Here is a 19,988-nt window from a genome sequence, read left to right as displayed (position 1 = left end):
GCCACGGGAATTCACGTTGAATTTATATTTCGTTTAAATTTTTCGGATTGAAAATTAGTCGGATAGCCTGGGGAATCGGGGCAAAATCCTGAAAATTGTTAAAATCGTCCGAAAAAAACTGAAAATTGACTCGTCTTGAAGTTCACATTGTTATTTTTGCTCATTCAAAAAAAAAGCCAAATTAACTGTTTATACCTGATATGAATTCAATTATTAGAACCGAACAGTTTTCGGAGAATGTAGTGAAGGTAGTGGTTCATGCGCCACGCATTGCACGCTCACGGAAACCGGGACATTTTATCATTTTACGTATTGATGAGAAAGGGGAGCGTATTCCGCTGACCATAGCCGAAGCCGATGAAAAGGCCGGTACCATAACACTTGTAGCCCAAAAAGTAGGGGTAACGTCCAAACGGCTTTGCGAAATGAAACCCGGCGATCAGATTCTTGATCTGGTGGGGCCTCTTGGCCGCGCTACCGATATTCACCGGGTGGGCACCATCCTGGCTTGCGGCGGCGGCGTGGGTGTGGCGCCTCTGCTGCCGATTGTCGAAGGCTTTAAAAAAGCCGGTAACCGGGTAATTACCATCCTGGCTGCCCGCAGTAGAGACCTGATTATTCTGGAAGATGAAATCCGAAAATGGTCGGACGAGGTGATTGTGATGACCGACGACGGGTCGTACGGCACAAAAGGACTGGTAACTGCCGGCGCCGAGCAGGTTATCCTGCGCGAAAAAATTGATGAATGTGTGGCCATCGGACCCGCGGTGATGATGAAATACACAGCGCTTTTAACCAAAAAGTATGACATCCCGACTCAGGCCAGCCTGAATGCCATTATGGTTGACGGAACCGGCATGTGCGGAGCTTGCCGCGTTAGCGTTGGCGGACAGACTAAATTTACTTGTGTGGACGGGCCTGAATTTGATGCCCATAAAATTGATTTCGACGAGCTGATACTCCGGTTAGGTGGATATAAACAAGAGGAGCAAGTCGCTTTTGAAACGTATTTACAACTACAAAACAGCTGATTATGACACCGGAATATCTGAAACAAGAACGTGAACAAACCTGGCGGGTAGAGTTACGCAACAAGATAAAAAATAAAGAACGTACCGAGATACAGCGGGTTAAAATGCCCGAGATGGAGGCCATGAAACGGGTCTGCTACCAGGATCGGGAAGTAAACCAGGGCCTGGATGCCAAAAGCGCGCGTCTGGAAGCTTCGCGATGCATGGATTGTGTGAACCCAACCTGTATTGATGGTTGCCCGGTAAGCATCAATATTCCTAAATTTGTGAAGAATATTGAACGCGGCGAATTTCTCGAAGCCGCAAAAACCTTAAAGGAAACCTCGGCTTTGCCGGCAGTTTGCGGCCGTGTTTGTCCGCAGGAAAAACAGTGCGAAGCCACTTGCTTTTACACGCTTAAACTGAAAAAAGACCCGGTGGCCATTGGTTACCTCGAACGTTTTGCTGCTGATTACGAACGCGAAAGCGGTTGTATCTCGGTTCCTGAAACAGCGCAAAAAAACGGCTTGAAGGTGGCAGCCATCGGTTCCGGTCCGGCATCCCTGTCTTTCGCCGGAGATATGATCAAGCTGGGCTACAAAGTAACTGTTTTTGAAGCCTTACACGAGATTGGCGGCGTACTGAAATACGGAATCCCCGAATTTCGTTTACCCAATAAAATTGTAGACGTGGAGTTGGATAACCTGCAAAATATGGGCGTTCATTTTGAACGAAACTTTATTGTGGGACGGACAGCCTCGTTTGACGATTTAAAAGAAGAAGGTTACAGCGCCTTTTTTGTAGCCAGCGGCGCCGGTTTACCGCGCTTTATGAATGTTCCGGGCGAGAACTACAACGGCATCCTGTCGTCGAACGAGTACCTGACCCGCGTAAACCTGATGAATGCCGCCAACGATTCGTTTGATACACCGGTGTTGCGGGGTAAAAACGTAGCGGTAGTGGGCGGTGGTAACACGGCGATGGATTCGGTCCGTACCGCCAAACGCCTGGGAGCCGAACGGGCCATGATCATTTACCGGCGCACCCGGGAAGAAATGCCGGCCCGTATCGAGGAGATAAAACATGCCGAAGAAGAAGGCATCGAATTTTTGAACCTGGCCAACCCGGTTGAATATTTTGCCGATGAAAAAGGCCGGGTGAACCGGATGCGGATCCAGCGCATGGAACTGGGCGAACCGGATGCCTCCGGACGCCGGCGCCCTGTTGAAGTGCCCGGATCGGAATACGATGTTGCTGTAGACGTAGTTGTTGTGGCGATCGGCGTTTCACCCAACCCGCTGGTTCCGTCCGAATTACCGCAACTGAAGGTTAGCCGTTGGGGAACCATCGAGGTTGACCCGGAATCGATGCAGAGCTCCATTCCCGAAATTTTTGCCGGTGGCGACATTGTCAGGGGCGGGGCAACGGTGATCCTGGCGATGGGCGACGGACGCCGCGCCGCCGCCGGCATGCACCAATACCTGATGGCAAGTAGTAACAGTTTATAATTCAGCTCAAATAAAAAGCGTATGGCTAATTTATCCACCCGATTTTTCGGATTAGAATTGAAAAGCCCGGTTATTGCCGCCAGCAGCAGCATGACCGGCCAGATCGATCAGATTAAAAAAATAGCGCAGGCCGGAGCCGGCGCTGTCGTTTTGAAATCGTTGTTTGAAGAAGAAATTTATTTTCAGCTTCGCGAAGAATTGAACGAACGGAAAGAGTTGGTTGCCGATCCGGAGTACCTGGATTATTTCGACTATGTGATCAAAGAAGAGAACCTGAATAAATACACCCGGCTGATCAGCGAAGCAAAAGCAGCCGTTGATATCCCTGTTGTTGCCAGTGTGAGCTGTATCAGCTCGTCGGAATGGACCTTGTTTGCCCGTAAGTTGCAGGATGCAGGCGCCGACGCGCTCGAGCTTAACCTGTTTGTTATTCCTTCTGACCCGGGAAAAAGCAATGAGGCCAACGAACAGTTTTATTTTGATACGGTGAGAAAAGTGCTCGACGTGGTTTCGATACCCGTTACCATTAAAATCAGCCATTATTTCTCCAACCTGGCCCGTTTGGTTCATCAGCTTTCGCAAACCGGGATTGCCGGGATCACCTTGTTCAACCGTTTTTATTCGCCCGATATTGATATCGAAAATGAAACACTTATTTCGGCTGATGTACTCAGCGAAAAGAAAGAGTATTTGCTTCCGCTGCGCTGGACGGGCATTTTGTCTGATCGGGCAGGTTGCCCCTTAGCGGCAACTACGGGTATCCACGATGCCGAAACAGCTGTGAAGTTTCTTTTGGCCGGAGCCGGTGCCGTTCAATTGGCATCTGTTTTGTACCGTGAAGGCCCGGAAGCCATCCGCCGGACAAATGACGGTATAGCGAAATGGATGGAGACCAAATCATATTCGTCCATCGATGATTTTAAAGGAAAACTCAGTATCCGGACCGACCACGCAACGGCCTATGAACGTGTGCAGTTTATGTCTCATTTTGGCGGAACAAATTATTAAACTGATAAAAGTCCCGGAATCGTGGTTTGGCAATGAATTGTTTTTTTAACCGTTTATAAACCCGGAATTCTGACTGTTGTATTATTTTTGTTGATTCAATACACAAAAAATGAAGCATTCAATTCTTGTCTTAGTTTTTTTAACGGCTTTTCTGACAGCGCCTTTCGCTCAAACCACTGACGGATTGCAGCAGGAAGGTAACTTCCAGGTGCACCAGGTAAAGGCGGGAGAAACCATTTTTTCAATTAGCAAGGCTTATGCAATTGATCAGAAAGATTTGCTGAATGCCAACCCTGATTTAATTTTTGGGCTGAAAGCCGGGCAGGAACTGAAAATACCGGTCAAAACAACCGTGCCGGAAGCAACACCGTCTGATCAGGTCCGGCAACAGGAACCGGTCTTTGTTAGTTATAAAGTTAAAAAGAAAAATACGCTTCATTTTATTGCCAAAGAATACGGGGTTTCCGTTGACGATATTCTCCGGTATAACCCTGAAGCCCGCGCAGGACTTAAAGCCGGGCAAATTCTGCGAATTCCGGTTGTTGCCGGATCTGCCGGCAGTGTTCGCAGTGAGGGTTCCGAGCAAAAAATTACTGAAAGTCAAGAAAATAGACTGGTTCACCGTGTTGTTGGCGGTGAAACATTGTATTCGATCTCGGGAAAGTACAATTGCAGCATTTCGTCCATACTCGATCTAAACCCGGAGGCCCGTAACGGCTTACGGATTGGTATGGAATTAAAAATTCCGTCGGGCGGCGTGCGCGAACATTCCGAGGAGGTAACGCCGGGCGAGGGCTCCTTTTATTACCAGGTAGAGAGTGGCGACACTTTTTGGGGACTTGAGAAAAAATACCAGACAACCAAAGCCGAACTGATCGAACTAAACCCGGCCTTGAAAGATGGTTTACGGACCGGGTTGAATATCCGGATTCCCTTGAGGAGTGTCCCAGAATTTCAGGTAGTGCCTGCCAACGAACAGGCTTTTCTGAAACATATTGCCGCGAAAGGAGAAACCCTTTACAGTATCTCGAAGCGATTTGATGTGAAAATATCGGAATTAAAGCGGGTAAACCCGGTTTTAAATTATCGGGGACTGGCCGCCGGCGATACCATCCTGATTCCGCGAAAAAACGAAAAGCAAATACCGGTTGAGCCGGAATTCGGGCAGGAAGAGTCGGAAGACAGTCAGGATTATTCGGTTGAGATCCATTCGCCACATTTGTTTGCCGACTGTCAGCCTAATATTCAGGCGGCCCGGGAAACGTATCGCGTTGGACTGATGCTGCCGCTTTATTTGCCGGCCAATGATTCGCTGAACCGATATCAGCCTGTTTCGGCAGAAAGCCTGACCGGTGTTGAGCCGCGACGTGCGGATAAAACCATTTACGCCCGCTCGGAGAATTTTCTTCATTTTTACGAAGGGGTTTTACTGGCGGTCGACAGTTTGCAGGAGGCGGGAATGCAGGTGCAATTGCATGTATTCGATACCAACCAGAGCGCCAGGACAATCGATTCGTTGCTCCGCCTGCCGGTATTCCGCGAGCTCGACCTGATTATCGGGCCGGTATTTCCGGAGTTGCAGGGACCCGTTGTTGATTTTGCCAACCGGCACCAGATCCCGATGGTTTCACCCTTATCGGCCTCGGGGACTTTTGAAAATTCGAATCCGTACTATTTCAAAATTAATCCCACGAAAGACTACCTGATCCGGAAAACAGCCGATTATATTGCTGAAGAATTTGTTGATAAAAACCTGATTGTTATGCAAATGGGCGAGTATAAACACTTGCCGGAGGCGGAACTGGTGAACTTGTGCCGGGAGAAATTTTTCCTATCAGGTTATAACCATCAAAGCAGCCAGGTATTATTTCATGAATACAATTTTGCCGTAGAAGGAACCTGGGGCCTGACCCGGATATTGTCGAAAGACCAGGAGAATGTATTCATCATTCCTTCCGAAACCGAGGCCCAGGTGAGTGTTGCAGTAACCAACCTGAACGCCGTAGCCGAGAATTACCCGGTTACCCTGGTTGGTTTATCCAATTTTCCGCGGTACAGAAGTATCCAGACTGAATATTTTCATCAAACCAACCTGAACGTGCTAAGCCCTTATTTTGTCGATTACCGTTCGGGAACGGTTAACCGCTTTATCCGTAAATTCAGGCAAAGTTATTATACCGAGCCCAACCAGTTTAGCTACCAGGGCTATGACGTGGCTTTCTATTTTATGTCGGCTTTGTTTAAATATGGAAAAGATTTCATTGGTTGCCTTCCTTCGCACCAGATTAGCCTGACCCAAAGCGAATTTTCGTTCGACCGCGTAAGCCGCGATGGCGGATATATGAACAAAGGCTTGTTTATTATGGAATACGACAAAGCGTTTAATATTCACAGTAAAGGCGTTGTCGGGAAAAATACCGGGTACCTCACCGGGGAATAAACCCGAACCTCATTATTCAACCACGCTGTGGTTGGGATACGGATGTTATCATAGATTGCATTCCTATTTACAAAGTGATGAGGGCCGCGGGTCTGGCGGGATAAAACAATAATGGGAACCACTCGGTATGAATAGCTCCCATTCACTTCTGACAACTTGTGTTGCGTCCATGTCAGGCTACTGTTATTACGACCGGCAGTTTGTTAATCAATCGCTCATCACAAGCTGCCCCTGCTTTTCCGGAAATGCCTGTTACGGCAGTTCCTTCCGGCTGTCCCTCTGGCATTCCTTTCAGAATCCCTTTCCGGACGAAGTCCTGCGGAACATTGGGAAAGCCAGGTCTTTCGATCTTCTTTACCCAATTCGAAAGACTTTCGGAACAGGATCCCTTCCGTCTTTCACTTTCTGCGGGGAAACGAATTTCTCCGGTCAAAAGCTCCTGTCAGGCCAAAACGTAAATGAACTCGAGTGATTTTTTCGTTTTGATTAAGCTACTGATGATGTCTCATGGTCACTTAAACTTCGGCTCTTTTGGATGGCAAGTTCGAAAACCTGATTGAGTTGAATTCAGTCCGTCTCAGAACGTTCATCGCCTCCGCATCCTCGGGAGCTGTCTTTTATCGCTCACCTGATAGATCAAATTTACAACAGAACAAGTGAATAAGTCAATAAAAACCAAGTGTTTAAATCAACCTTATTTCCACACGGTTTATCAACAATTGTTAGTAATGGCTGAATCGCCTACGGTTAACGGCCCGGCGACTGTTTTCCCTTAAGAGGATGCCGGACTTATTAACAGTCAGCCATCGGGTTTCTTATTTTTAATAATTATAAATTACAGTTTTTAATATAAATTGTCATCTCTGGATAGCAAAAATATTCCTTTTCTGTTTACTTTTGTTTGCACGAAAAATGAAGGGATGGAAAATCTCGCGCAAATACATCAAAGCTTAATCGAATACCCGAGGGAAACAATTCGTCGGGAATTGGTCGATGAAATCGATTGGTCGCACCGGATGATTTGCATTAAAGGTTTTCGCGGAGTAGGGAAGACCATTTTTTTACTCGATTTGGTCAAAGAGTATTATTCGGAGGACAAATCCTGCCTGTATGTGAACCTGAACAGTTTTTACTTTGCGAAGCGTAAGATATTCAACTTTGCTGACGATTTTTATAAAAAGGGAGGGAAGCTTTTAATTCTCGATCAGATTCATAAATACCCGGACTGGTCGGCCGAACTGCGCGCCTGTTATGATCATTTCCCGGAGTTAAAGATCATATTTTCGGCTTCGCCGGTACTACGCGTTATCGAAGGCAATCACGACCTGAAAGACATTGCGCGTGTTTATCACCTCGAAGGGCTTTCGTTCCGCGAATTTCTGAATTTTAAAGGTCATTTCCAGTTTAAACGATACCCGCTGGATGAGATTGTGGCCAATCATACCACCATTGCCACCCGGATTACCGAACAGGTAAAACCCCTGGCCTATTTTAACGAATACCTGCAAACGGGATATTATCCGTACTTTTTAACCAGCAAGTCGCATTACAACGAAACGCTTTTGAAACATATTAATCTGGCTTTGGAAATTGATGTGACTTATTTGAACCAGATTGAATTAAAATATTTGCCAAAACTCAGAAAACTGTTGCAAATCATTTGCAGTCAGGTGCCCTTTACGCCCAATGTGAGTAAAATAAGTACGGATGTGGAAACATCGCGCGCTACCATTATGAACTATTTACGGTATTTGAAAAATGCCCGGTTGATTAACCTGCTCTTTTCAAATGGTGAAGAAGACCAGCTTAAAAAACCGGACCTGGTTTATGCCCATAATACCAATATTATGTATGCAGTTGATCCGGAAAATATTAACAACCGGAACTTGCGTACCACCTTTTTTTACAATCAGTTAGCCTATAAATACGCCGTAAAAGGCTCTGCCGTCGCCGATTTTAAGGTTGCCGGCAAGTACGATTTTTCGGTGGGCGGTAAATATACCGAACCGGTTAATGACGAGAGTTATGCTGCCGCTGATATGATTGAGGGGGGACAGGGAAATAAAATTCCCCTGTGGTTATTTGGATTTTTGTACTAATGCTCAGTCCTAACCTTTGCCAAAAAAGGTGTTTGGGGCAGGCTGGAATTTGAAACTTGGAATTTGAAACTTGAAATATTAAAAAAACAATTTAACTTGAATAGACATGGCAAAGGAAAAAAAATTTATCACATGTGACGGAAATTACGCGGCAGCGTATATGAGTTACATGTTTAGCGAAGTTGCCTGTATTTATCCCATTACGCCATCTTCGACCATGGCCGAGTATGTGGATGAATGGGCTGCAAAAGGGAAGACCAACTTGTTTGGCCGTCCGGTACGTTTGGCTGAAATGCAGAGTGAAGCAGGCGCTGCAGGCGCTGTTCACGGTTCATTGCAGTCGGGCGCACTGACGTCGACCTATACCGCATCGCAGGGTTTGCTGCTGATGATCCCGAATATGTACAAAATTGCCGGGGAACTGCTGCCGACGGTATTTCATGTGAGCGCCCGTGCCGTGGCTGCTCATGCGCTTTCTATTTTTGGCGATCATTCAGATGTTTACGCAACCCGTCAAACTGGTTTTGCCATGTTGGCAGCCGGTTCGGTACAGGAAGAAATGGACCTGGCAGGCGTTTCTCACCTGTCAACTATTAAATCGCGCGTGCCTTTCCTTTCATTCTTTGACGGATTCCGTACGTCACACGAGATTCAAAAGATTGAATATCTGGATAAGGAAGATTTCTTACCCTTGACCGACCAGGAGGCCCTGGCTGGATTCCGCGCCCGCGCATTGAACCCGGAAAATCCGGTAACACGCGGTACCGCTCAAAATCCGGATATTTTCTTCCAGGCAAAAGAAGCTGCCAACCCGTTCTACGATGCCGTTCCGGATATTGTTGAATCGTACATGCAGGAAATTACAAAACTGACTGGCCGCGAATATCATCCGTTTACCTATTACGGGGCTGCTGATGCCGAAAATATCATCATCGCGATGGGATCGGTTACCGAAACCATTAAGGAAACCATTGATCACCTGGCCGAAAAAGGACAAAAAGTTGGTTTGTTGTCCGTACACCTGTACCGTCCGTTCAGCGCGAAATATTTCATGAACGTATTACCCAAGTCAGTAAAACGGATTTGTGTTCTCGACCGCAGCAAAGAGCCCGGAGCAAATGGCGAACCCTTATACCTGGATGTAAAAGATTTGTTCTACGGTAAAGAAAATGCCCCGGCGATTGTTGGTGGACGTTATGGTTTAGGATCGAAAGATACGACGCCTTCACAAATTCTGGCCGTTTACGAAAACCTGGCAATGAATGAACCTAAAAATGGTTTCACCTTGGGTATCGTGGATGACGTAACCTTTAAATCACTTCCCTTAAAAGAAGAAATCAAAATTTCGCCCGAAAATATTTACGAGGCTAAATTTTATGGTTTAGGTTCGGACGGTACCGTAGGCGCCAACAAAAACTCGATTAAAATTATTGGTGATACCACCGATAAATACTGTCAGGGTTATTTTGAATACGACTCGAAAAAATCAGGTGGTTTTACTTGTTCTCACCTGCGTTTTGGCGACAGCCAGATCCGTTCGACCTATTTGGTCACAACGCCCGACTTTGTGGCTTGTCATGTTCCGGCTTACATCAACCTGTACGATGTATTGAAAGGCCTGAAAAAAGGCGGCTCATTCCTGCTGAACTCCATCTGGGATGAAGACGAAACCAAAAAGCGCTTGCCGGACCACATGAAACGTACCCTGGCTCAAAAGGAAATCAACTTCTACATCATCAATGGTACAAAACTGGGCGAAGAGCTTGGTTTGGGAACCCGTACCAATACCATCATGCAATCGGCTTTCTTTAAAATTACCAATGTCATTCCTTACGAGAAGGCTGTTGAGCAAATGAAAAAGGCGATTGTAAAATCATATGGCGCAAAAGGGGAGAAAATTGTTAACATGAACTTTGCCGCGGTTGATGCCGGTGGTGTGAATGTGACCAAAGTGGCTGTTCCTGCCGAGTGGGCCGACATTAAACTGGAAGAAGAACTGGCCGCAACCGGTCGTCCCGAATATATCAGCAAATTTGTTGATATCATCAATGCACAAAAAGGGAACGATTTGCCTGTTTCGAAATTCGTTGGTTACGAAGACGGAACCTTTGAACAAGGAACATCTGCTTTCGAAAAAAGGGGTATTGCTGTAAACGTGCCTGAATGGCAGGCTGACAATTGCATCCAGTGTAACCAGTGTGCCTATGTTTGTCCTCACGCTGCTATACGTCCGTTCCTGCTGACAGAAGCCGAAAAGGCCAATGCACCTGAAGGAACAGAAACCCGTGTAGCCACTCCGACCAAACAATTCCCCGATTTGTCGTTCCGGATTCAGGTTTCGGTCCTCGACTGTACCGGTTGCGGTAACTGTGCCGATGTTTGTCCGTCGAAAGAAAAAGCGCTGGTGATGAAATCGCTGGGTACACAGGAAGCTGAAGTTGCCCGTTGGGATTATATGGATAAAAATGTGAGTTACAAAGAAGCTGTAGTTGAAAAACATAAGTCAGTTAAAAACTCTCAGTTTGCACAACCTCTGTTCGAGTTCTCCGGAGCTTGCGCCGGTTGCGGTGAAACACCCTATATCAAACTGATTACCCAGTTATACGGCGAACGCATGATGGTGGCCAATGCCACCGGTTGTTCTTCCATTTACGGAGGTTCGGCTCCGGCAACTCCCTATTGTAAACACAAAGAGAGCGGTCACGGACCAGCCTGGGCAAACTCCTTGTTCGAAGATAATGCCGAGTATGGTTTTGGTATGGCCGAAGGCGTAAATGCTCAACGCGACCGCATTGAAGCCATTATGACTGAGGCTTTGACGAAGGGGATCAGCGAGGCTGAAAAAGAGGCTTTCACTGCCTGGATCGAAGGTAAAAATAATGCTGAAGCATCAAAAACCGCTTCTGCCAAAGTGATTGAGGTGTTGGAAGGAAAGGATGCCGCTTATGCGAAAGACATTCTTGGCCTGAAAAAATACCTCGTGAAAAAATCAGTTTGGATTTTCGGTGGAGACGGATGGGCTTATGATATCGGCTACGGAGGTTTGGATCACGTGTTGGCATCCGGTGAAGACGTAAACGTGCTGGTGATGGATACCGAGGTGTATTCAAACACCGGTGGTCAGGCTTCAAAATCGACTCCGGTAGGCGCGGTAGCTAAATTTGCCGCTTCGGGCAAAAAGATCCGTAAAAAAGACCTGGGCATGATGGCGATTACATACGGATACGTTTACGTGGCTCAGGTGGCTATGGGCGCCAACCAGGCGCAATACCTGAAAGCCTTACGCGAAGCCGAAGCTTACCCGGGCCCGTCGCTGATCATCGCTTATTCTCCTTGTATTAACCACGGCTTACGTGCCAGCATGGGCAAATCGCAGGAAGAAGAGAAAAAAGCGGTTGAATCCGGCTACTGGTCGCTCTTCCGTTTCAACCCGCTGTTGGAAGCCGAAGGTAAAAATCCGTTTGAGTTAGATTCGAAAGAGCCTGACTGGAGCAAATTCCAGGAATTCCTGAATGGTGAAGTTCGCTATACATCATTGAAGAAATCATTCCCGGAACAGGCAGCCGTGTTGTTTAAAGCAGCTGAAGAAAATGCCAAATGGCGTTATGCTACTTACAAACGACATGCAGCCATGAGCTATGCTCCGGAGGAATAAAAAAACCATTCCGATAAAAGCAAAAGCCACTGTCCTTGCGGATGGTGGCTTTTAAATTTTATGCTTTTTTCGTTTAAAACGGAAGGTCATTCCCTTCGTCCGTCGGTTCCGGCGGGATATCATCGGCCGTATAATCGGGGATAAAATGTTCGGGAGCTTCGGCTGATAAATTGTCCACTTTCCATGCGTTGATGTTGTGGTACCACTTCCCGTTGAATTCGCGTGATTCAACAGAGAACGAAACATTGACATCTGTTCCGGGTTTCAGACCGTTAACCAAGCTCAGTTTGTCGTTAAATAACGTGAAGCATATTTGCTTGGGAAATTGCTCATCGATCGTGTCAATAACAAATTCCTGTTTCTTCCATTCGTTACCGGTTTTGCTGGTCCCGGAGCTAACCGGCAAAACCTGTCTGATTTTTCCTTTAATTTCCATATCGATTCATTCAAAATTCTAAGTATCCCAAAATTACGGATAAAAAAATACCCCCGGCAATAAAATGACCGGGGGATTTATCAAAAGTTATAAAGATTTTTTATTCCTCAACAATCTCCAACAGTTCAACTTCAAAGATCAATGTCGTATTGGGGCCGATATCGCGACCGGCGCCACGTTCCCCGTAAGCTAATTCTGAAGGAATATATAATTTCCATTTCGAACCAGCCGGCATTAACTTCAGGGCTTCGGTCCATCCCGGGATGACCTGGTTTACATTAAAGGTGGCCGGTTCGCCGCGTTCGTACGAACTGTCAAATACGGTTCCGTCGATTAAGGTTCCCTGGTAGTGGCATTTTACGGTTTGGCCGTCTTCAGGTTTTGCACCTTCTCCTGCAACCAGTACCTCATACTGTAATCCGCTTTCAGTGGTTGTAACGCCTTCTTTTGCTTTATTCTCATTCAGAAATGCTTCGCCCGCTTCGGCGTTTTTGTTGGCTTCTTTTACTGATACCTGCTCAAAAAATTTCTGGATGATTGTCCGTGCATCTTCCGGAGAAATTTGAACACCTTCTTCTTCTTTGAGTTGCTTGGCAAAAGCGTTGATCAGAATATCCAGATTCAATTCGTCGGCGCCCGGAGAGGCGTCCAGGTTTTGTTTGTTATTTTGACCGATCAGTACACCTAAAGCGTAACTTGCAGAGTCGTTTTCGTTTGTCAGTTTAACCGATTTCAATTGGCCGTTTGACTGACAGGCTGCCAAAACGATTAAAGCAGCCAGAGAAAAAAATAAAGGTTTAAAGTTCATTGTAATTATTTGAATGGATTAAACAATTTCCAAGAGTTCTACATCAAAAATTAAGGTGGCATTCGGACCAATTGAGCCTCCGGCTCCCCGTTGCCCGTAAGCCAGGTTTGAAGGAATAAAAAGTCTCCATTTTGAGCCTGCCGACATTAGTTGCAGGGCTTCCACCCATCCCTGGATTACCCCGTTTACCGGAAAAATGGCAGGAGTGCCGCGTTGTACGGAGCTGTCAAAAACTGTCCCGTCGATCAGGGTCCCGTGATAATGGCATTTTACCTGGTCGTTTACGGTTGGTTTTTCACCGGCTCCGTCAACCAGAATTTTATATTGAAGCCCGCTGTTTGTTTCGGTTACATCGGCATGTTTCAGGTTTTCGGTCAAAAATTTCAGCCCTTCTTCCAGGTTATTGTCAGCATCGCTGTTTTGCTGTTCTTCCATGAAACTCTGTAAAATATGATTGGCTTCTTCGGCCGTCATTTTTACTTGCCCTCCTTTAAACAGATCTTCCATTGCAAGCATAAATCCGGAAGGGGAGATTGTTTTTACGCCCGACTGAATTAAATTGCTCGTAACACTCAATCCGAGAGCGTAGCTAAACTCATCGAGCCCGTCGTTAAATTTGTATCCTGACATATCATCTAAAATAAAGTTGCGAAGATAGGTTAATTTTTGAAACAGTTTTAGTTCATTGGATTTTATCTCCCGATAACATCTCTTTTTTTCCGGGCGGACCGGGTAGTCGTTGCATCTTAAATCCGCAACGGATGAGTGCCCTGCGAACCTCTCCTTTTGCACAATAGGTTACAAAACGGCCTCCGCTTACCGTGTTTTGGGCAATTTTCGCGAAAATAGCTTCCTGCCACATTTCCGGTTGCTTGTCGGGTGCAAAGGCATCGAAATAGATCAGGTCAATCGGTGGAAGTTCCGAAAAATCAAAATCCGGGAGATCTGCCTCCACTTTGGTCAGCTGAAATCCGGGAACAATGGCAATGGCCTGATTCCAGAGGCATTCATGTATTTTCAGAAATGGTCCTTTCAGGTTTTCTCCTAATTGTTCCGGATAATTTAGCCGTTTGAACTCGTTTTCGGCTAAGGGGTATTTTTCGATGCCGAAATAGTGAATGATTTTCGGCCCTTTGTACATCAGCGTCAGCAAGGCGTTAAGGCCGGTGCCAAAGCCAATTTCCAATATCGTCAACTCGTCTTTCGGGCATTGTTGTAACCCATTTTCAATAAATACATGTTTTGATTCTTGAACAGCGCCGTGTATTGAATGAAAATGTTCTTTTATTTCAGGCACATATAAGGTATGCGAACCATCTTCTGTATGAATGAGTTGTCGTTCCATAAGCGGATTTGAGCCCGCGAATTTCGGGATTTTATTTGAGCCATCCATAAAATAATCTTACATTTAACAGTTTTTAATGAATGGCTATGCTGGTGAAAATTTACGAAGAGAATCCTAACTCTAAGGAAATCCTGAAGATTGTTGATGTTCTGAGAAACGGGGGGGTGATTGTTTACCCGACCGATACGGTTTACGGTATTGGCTGCGATATTACCAATGCAAAAGCCGTGGAGCGTGTAGCCCGGATAAAACAAGTTTCGGTTGAAAAATCAAACTTCTCATTTATTTGCAGCGACCTGAGCCACATGTCCGACTATACCCGACCGATTTCGAACCAAACATTTAAACTCATCAAACGTTGTTTGCCGGGTCCGTTCACCTTTATCCTGGAAGCAAATAATCAGGTGCCGAAATATTTTAAGGGCAAAAAGAAAACGGTTGGTATCCGTGTGCCCGATAACCGGATTATTCAGGAAATTGTACAGGAATTGGGCAACCCGATTGTGTCGACTTCAGTTCACGATGATGACGAAATTATCGAATATACGACTGATCCGGAACTGATCCACGAAAAATTCCGTGATGTGGTTGATTTGGTGATTGACGGCGGTTACGGAGGAAACATGGCATCAACCGTAATTGATTGTACTTCGGACACTCCGGTAATTGTTCGTCAGGGTAAAGGCGTAATTGATTTATAGATTGGTTTATCCCGGTTTTACTTTCTCCAGAATGCAGGCGAAAAAAGAATCAGTATCGTGAATATTTCGAGGCGGCCCAACAGCATCAGAAAAGATAAAAACCATTTCCCGGCATCGGGTACGTCATGGTAATTGCTGAAAGGCCCGTAATGGCCGAGCCCGGGGCCAATGTTTCCCAAATTTGCAGATACTGCTCCGATGGCCGAGTAAAAATCGGGTTCAAAAATGGCAAACACGATGGCACTTGCGATCACAATCGAAAAATAGATCATAAAAAAAGACAGCACATTGGTAATCAGCTGTTCGGGAACAGAGCGTTTATTAAGCCGGACCGGGATGACCGCATTCGGATGTAACAGCCTGCGCATCTGGTAATAACTGTTTTTCAGCAATAAGACAATCCGTACAATTTTAATGCTGCTCCCCGTTGATCCTTTACTGGCGCCAAAAAAGAAAAGGATGAACAGTAGTAAAGTCAATATCGGAGACCATAAAAGATAATCGGTAGTCACAAACCCGGTTGTTGTCAGGACTGACACCACCTGGAACAAGGCATTCCGAAAGGCCTGGTTGAATTCGTGTGTAGTTGTAAGTAATAGTCCGCTGAATATAATCGCTGTAAATACAACGATGAAGAAGAGGTAATATTTGAACTCTTCATTTTTCAGGATTTTTTCAAACTTACCGGTTACCAAACAATAGACCAGGGTAAAGTTTGTTCCACCTAAGATCATAAAGAAAATGACCACATACTGGATAAGTGGCACATTCCAGTGCGCTATAGAATCGTGTTTGGTAGAAAAACCGCCGGTGGAGATGGTCGTGAATGAGTGGTTGACGGCATCAAATAAACTCATCCCCCCAAGAACCAGCAGCACAGTTTCGATGGCTGTAAGAAGCAGGTAAACGGTCCCAAAAGTCAGCAGGTTATGCTGAATTTTAGGGTTCATCCGGTCCGGGGCCGAACCCGGAATTTCGCTTGAAAACAAATTCAGCCCGCCAATCCCGAAAAGCGGAAGTGCAATCAGTGTCAGCGTAATAATGCCTAATCCTCCGATCCACTGGCTCAGGCTGCGCCAAAATAAGATCCCTTTAGATACGGATTCCGGATTAGTTAGCACGGTAGAGCCGGTTGTTGTAAAACCCGACATAGACTCGAAGAAAGCGTCGGTAATGCCAGGCACCGTATGGCTGAGTAAATAGGGCAGACTGCCAAATATTGAAAAGAGGATCCAGCTCAAACTCATCAAAATAAAGCCATCATTCTTGGATAACTTCATCTCTGCCTTTCTTGAGGCAAGAAAAGTGAGGCCGCCTGTTCCCAAACAAATTAACGAGGATTTCAGCAGGGGAGTGATGTCGTTTCCCCGGTAGATGACCGCAACTCCCAGCGATAATAGCAACGCGATACCTTCAATAATCAGTAAGAGTCCGAAGATTTTTATAATCGCTTTGACATTGAGCATGAACCTGATTTTTCAGTAGCTATTTAAAATACTTTTCGAGTTTACGGATTGCTGAAGGCAAGGCAAAAACAACAACCTTATCTTCCGCCTGGAACACCGTGTCGCCTTTGGCCACAAAAGCCATAGAGCCGCGAACAACCCCGCCAATGATGGCATCTTCGGGAAACGAGATGTCTTTTAACGGTTGTTCTGTAATTTTGGCGCCTTCTTTTACGATAAATTCAAATACTTCGGCATCGGTGGCGGTTAAACATTTCGCCTGTGCGACTTCAGCGCCAAGGGTGTATTTGTAGATGTAACTGGCTGCAATCAGCTTTTTATTGATCAGGCTGCCAATGTCCATACTTTCGGCAATACCCATAAAGTCGATATTTTCAACCTCAGCCACGGTTCTTTTAACTCCCAGTTTTTTAGCCAGGTGGCACGACAGGATGTTGGTTTCGGAGTTTCCGGTTACGGCAATGAAGGCATCCATGCGTTCAATCCGTTCTTCGTGCAGCAAACCCAGGTTACGCCCGTCGCCCTGAATGACCAGCACATGTTCGAACCGGTCGGCCAGTTGCTGACAGCGTGTTTTATCCGAATCAATGATTTTTATATTGTAGTGTTCTCCCAAGCGATCGATCGTTTTTTGAGCGATACGGCTTCCGCCAAGGATCATGATGTTGCTGACAGGAAATATTTCTTTTCCGGTCATTTCAAAAACTTTATTCTGGTAAGCCCTGGTGGTAATGAAAAATACAATGTCGCCACTTTTCAGGTAATCTTTTCCGTGTGGGATGATTGTATCGTTTGCCCGGTTTATGGCAACCGCCCGGATTTCTGATTCGATGTAAGATAATTCTTCCAGTGTTTTGTTGATAATCAGAGCATTCTCCCTGATCTTAATTCCCATCAGGATCAACTTTCCTCCTGAGAACTCAATCAACTGGCGCGTGCCTACTTGTTTTACCGATGTCGCAATCTCTTTGCCGGCCAGACTTTCCGGGTAAATCAACTCGTCAACTCCCAGGTTTTTTAGCTTGTCTTTATATTTTTCCTGAAGGTATTCGCCATTATTGATTCGGGCCACCGTTTTTTGAGCCCCCATGTCTTTGGCCTGGATACAAGCAAAAATATTCCGCTCTTCGTATGGCGTTACGGCAATAAATAAATCTGCTTTGGTTGTACCGGCATCTTTAAGGTCTTTAAACGAATTGGCATAACCACTTGCCGTTAACAAATCAACCTGGCTCGATGATTTTATAAGTCTGTCGGTATCATCATCCATTAATACGATGTCGTGTTCTTCCCGACTCAACATTTTAGCCAGATGTGTACCAACTTCGCCTGCGCCAACAATTACAATCTTCATTGCAGTTTTATTCAGTCATTATCATTATAGCCAGGCAAAGTAACGGATAAAAAGGAGAATTTCCACCTAAAAGAACGCATTTTTGGTTTTAACGCCTTGTTTTTTACTTCTTATTTGGAGCTATCGTTTTGAAAATGAGATTTATATTTTATCCTGCAGAAAACCTCGTAAAAAAAGGTTTGCTGTTGTTTGATCTGTATTGAATTGGCGCCCTATTTCCGTCAACGGAGTTTCAGCCTGATGGTTGACTGCTTGATGCGATGCAGATCAATCATGCCATTTATGATCGTGGTGTCACGATTAACTGGTGTTGTTTCTTTGTTTTCACGATCCAAAATAAACGAGTGCCTGATAAACTGAATATAACCGGTTTCGCAGATTAAATCTTCGCTTTTTGTTTTAGATTCTGTGTTTAAACGGATAAGTTCGGGCGGATCTAAATGCAGTTTTAAAAGAACCGGTTCATACAAATAGGGATCTGGCAGATTTTCGGCATGACAGAGCAGGTAATTGGTTCTGCCGTTAATCAGGTGGATTAGCGGCCTGTTTGACTCATAAACAATCAGCTTTTGTTGATTGAATACGGTTGATCGTTCAACGAACCCGGAAAGTTGGAACACGAAACAGGCGAACAGGCATAGAAAGAGGAAAATATGGTTTTTGAATTTGATAAAAAACATGCCGAAACCGTACATCACGACGAGGCTCAAAACCTGAACGGCGGATATCCGGATCTCTTCAATCAACGCGTAGGGAAATTGACTGATTAACCTGAGCAGGAAGAGAACGGATGTGGTAACTCCTTCCAAAATCCAAATAAGTCCCTGACTGATCATCGTTACCGAAGAGAAAACAAAAAATGCAAAGGTGAAACTGAGAATGACATATGCCGCGGGAACGACAATGAAATTGCTCAGCCAGAAAAAAACAGGAAACTGGTTGAAATAAAAAATGGTAAGCGGCAATACCCCGATTTGAGCAGCTACCGAAACACAAAGCAATTGCCAGACCCATCGGAGGTGTTTGGGATTTGTAAGTTTTTCGAACTTTGGGTAGAAAAAAACAATGCTGATCACAGCCAGGTACGAAAGTTGGAAGCCAACTTCAAAAAGCAGGTTGGGATTGATAAATAATAAAAAGAAGGCTGACGCGGCAATTGAATTATAGATTGGGGTAGGGCGGTTCAGGTTGGTGCCGGCCAGGATAAACGAAAACATGACCGTGGCCCGGAGTACCGACGGAGAAAGCCCGGTAAGCAAGGCATATGCCCATAAAAAAGAGGCAATCACGAAAAAATTAAACCACCGGCCGGCGGCAGAACGTTTGAGAAACGAAAAGATCCGGCTCAGAAACATAAAGATCATTCCAACATGTAAACCCGAAACGGCCAGCACATGCATAGACCCGGTAGCGGAGAAGTAGGTGCGGGTCTCGGGTGAAAGCTCTTTGCGGTAACCCAGGGTCAGGGCCGAAATCACCTCAAATGACTGCTGATGTTTTAACTGGCTCTTTAAGCTCGACAGCAGGTATCCGCGAAATCGTTCCGTTGCTGTAAGCAGCGAGAACGACGATGTGCCGGACTTATAAATGTCCGAAGATTTTATGAAAGCGCTGTAATAGATTTTTTGCCGGGCCATGTAGCTTTTGTAATCAAAACCATAGGGATTGGCGCTGTTCCCGATTTCCCGGATGTTGGCTTCAGCAACGATCAGGTCGCCTGCCCGTAAACCTTTTGTCAGTTCCGACTTTCCTAAATAGGCAAGTAGCTTTTGGTTGCACAGACAAACCGGACTGGTTTGGCAAATTTGTATGATACACTGGTAAGAGTTGGCTTTTTCTGTTGGTTTTTCCAATACAATAGCCGAAAATGTTTGTGTGCCGTTTAGTTTTTCGAGGTCTGTATGATGTTTTGAACGGACATGGATCATAAACAGAACCAGGATGGCCGTCAGCAGGAAGGCAGACGAAACAAAATCATAGAACGGGCGTTTGTCAACTGCCTGTTTGAATAAAAGGAGGGCCAGGATGAAAAGCAACAGGCAGAACCCGAAAATGGACTCCGGAATCTGGTTGGCAGCGATAATCCCTAACAAGGCAACGCTTACAATTTTTATAAACGGATTGCTATGAAAGAAACTCACGAATTGGAATTTTTATA

The 19,988-nt window shown here is 45.5% G+C and carries 14 protein-coding genes; 7 read left to right on the top strand and 7 right to left on the bottom strand.

Translation table 11 applies throughout. The annotated features are described in order from the left end of the window. Window positions 1–200 precede the first annotated feature (200 nt). The 6 genes from ACOIT5_RS19320 (at window position 201) to nifJ (ending at window position 11,720) form a co-directional block, all read left to right on the top strand. Window positions 201–1,031 (top strand): sulfide/dihydroorotate dehydrogenase-like FAD/NAD-binding protein, encoded by an 831-nt coding sequence (locus ACOIT5_RS19320; RefSeq protein WP_423127812.1) that lies wholly within the window; start codon window positions 201–203, stop codon window positions 1,029–1,031. Between the two features lie 2 nt (window positions 1,032–1,033). Next, on the top strand, window positions 1,034–2,518 hold the full coding sequence (gene gltA, locus ACOIT5_RS19315; protein WP_423127811.1) for an NADPH-dependent glutamate synthase: 1,485 nt from the start codon (window positions 1,034–1,036) through the stop codon (window positions 2,516–2,518). Window positions 2,519–2,539: 21 nt separating this feature from the next. Further along, window positions 2,540–3,526, top strand: coding sequence for a dihydroorotate dehydrogenase-like protein (locus ACOIT5_RS19310; RefSeq protein WP_423127810.1), 987 nt, complete (start codon window positions 2,540–2,542; stop codon window positions 3,524–3,526). A gap of 109 nt (window positions 3,527–3,635) precedes the next feature. After that, a complete protein-coding gene (locus ACOIT5_RS19305) occupies window positions 3,636–5,966 on the top strand; it encodes a LysM peptidoglycan-binding domain-containing protein (RefSeq protein WP_423127809.1) in 2,331 nt (776 codons plus the stop codon). A gap of 920 nt (window positions 5,967–6,886) precedes the next feature. Continuing rightward, window positions 6,887–8,065: an ATP-binding protein gene (locus tag ACOIT5_RS19300; protein ID WP_423127808.1), complete on the top strand. Its 1,179-nt coding sequence runs from the start codon at window positions 6,887–6,889 to the stop codon at window positions 8,063–8,065. 106 nt (window positions 8,066–8,171) lie between these two features. Next, window positions 8,172–11,720, top strand: a complete 3,549-nt coding sequence (nifJ, locus tag ACOIT5_RS19295; RefSeq protein WP_423127807.1) for a pyruvate:ferredoxin (flavodoxin) oxidoreductase — start codon at window positions 8,172–8,174, stop codon at window positions 11,718–11,720. Between the two features lie 73 nt (window positions 11,721–11,793). Here the strand turns inward: nifJ and ACOIT5_RS19290 are convergent, their stop codons facing one another. The 4 genes from ACOIT5_RS19290 to mnmD all read right to left on the bottom strand — a co-directional run bounded on the left by ACOIT5_RS19290 (window position 11,794) and on the right by mnmD (window position 14,309). Beyond that, complete coding sequence (locus ACOIT5_RS19290; protein ID WP_423127806.1) at window positions 11,794–12,156, bottom strand: DUF3127 domain-containing protein; 363 nt, start codon at window positions 12,154–12,156, stop codon at window positions 11,794–11,796. 100 nt (window positions 12,157–12,256) lie between these two features. Further along, window positions 12,257–12,964: an FKBP-type peptidyl-prolyl cis-trans isomerase gene (locus ACOIT5_RS19285; RefSeq protein ID WP_423127805.1), complete on the bottom strand. Its 708-nt coding sequence runs from the start codon at window positions 12,962–12,964 to the stop codon at window positions 12,257–12,259. Window positions 12,965–12,982: 18 nt separating this feature from the next. Continuing rightward, window positions 12,983–13,594 carry an FKBP-type peptidyl-prolyl cis-trans isomerase gene (locus ACOIT5_RS19280; protein ID WP_423127804.1) on the bottom strand — a complete coding sequence of 204 codons (612 nt, stop codon included), beginning with the start codon at window positions 13,592–13,594 and terminating at the stop codon, window positions 12,983–12,985. A gap of 52 nt (window positions 13,595–13,646) precedes the next feature. Next, complete coding sequence (gene mnmD / locus ACOIT5_RS19275) at window positions 13,647–14,309, bottom strand: tRNA (5-methylaminomethyl-2-thiouridine)(34)-methyltransferase MnmD (protein ID WP_423127803.1); 663 nt, start codon at window positions 14,307–14,309, stop codon at window positions 13,647–13,649. An 86-nt stretch (window positions 14,310–14,395) separates the two neighbouring features. On the opposite strand from mnmD, the gene ACOIT5_RS19270 reads away from it, so the two are divergent. Further along, the gene (locus ACOIT5_RS19270; RefSeq protein ID WP_423127802.1) at window positions 14,396–15,010 is read left to right on the top strand and encodes an L-threonylcarbamoyladenylate synthase; all 615 of its coding nucleotides are present in this window, start codon (window positions 14,396–14,398) and stop codon (window positions 15,008–15,010) included. 17 nt (window positions 15,011–15,027) lie between these two features. Here the strand turns inward: ACOIT5_RS19270 and ACOIT5_RS19265 are convergent, their stop codons facing one another. The 3 genes from ACOIT5_RS19265 to ACOIT5_RS19255 all read right to left on the bottom strand — a co-directional run bounded on the left by ACOIT5_RS19265 (window position 15,028) and on the right by ACOIT5_RS19255 (window position 19,971). Further along, window positions 15,028–16,476, bottom strand: a complete 1,449-nt coding sequence (locus tag ACOIT5_RS19265) for a TrkH family potassium uptake protein (protein ID WP_423127801.1) — start codon at window positions 16,474–16,476, stop codon at window positions 15,028–15,030. Between the two features lie 19 nt (window positions 16,477–16,495). Beyond that, on the bottom strand, window positions 16,496–17,830 hold the full coding sequence (gene trkA, locus ACOIT5_RS19260) for a Trk system potassium transporter TrkA (protein WP_423127800.1): 1,335 nt from the start codon (window positions 17,828–17,830) through the stop codon (window positions 16,496–16,498). 221 nt (window positions 17,831–18,051) lie between these two features. Continuing rightward, window positions 18,052–19,971, bottom strand: a complete 1,920-nt coding sequence (locus tag ACOIT5_RS19255; RefSeq protein ID WP_423127799.1) for a ComEC/Rec2 family competence protein — start codon at window positions 19,969–19,971, stop codon at window positions 18,052–18,054. Window positions 19,972–19,988: the final 17 nt, after the last annotated feature.

This window comes from Gaoshiqia hydrogeniformans, assembly GCF_049347105.1.
Lineage (GTDB): Bacteria > Bacteroidota > Bacteroidia > Bacteroidales > Prolixibacteraceae > Gaoshiqia > Gaoshiqia hydrogeniformans.
This window is presented reverse-complemented; position numbering and strand designations above follow the sequence as displayed.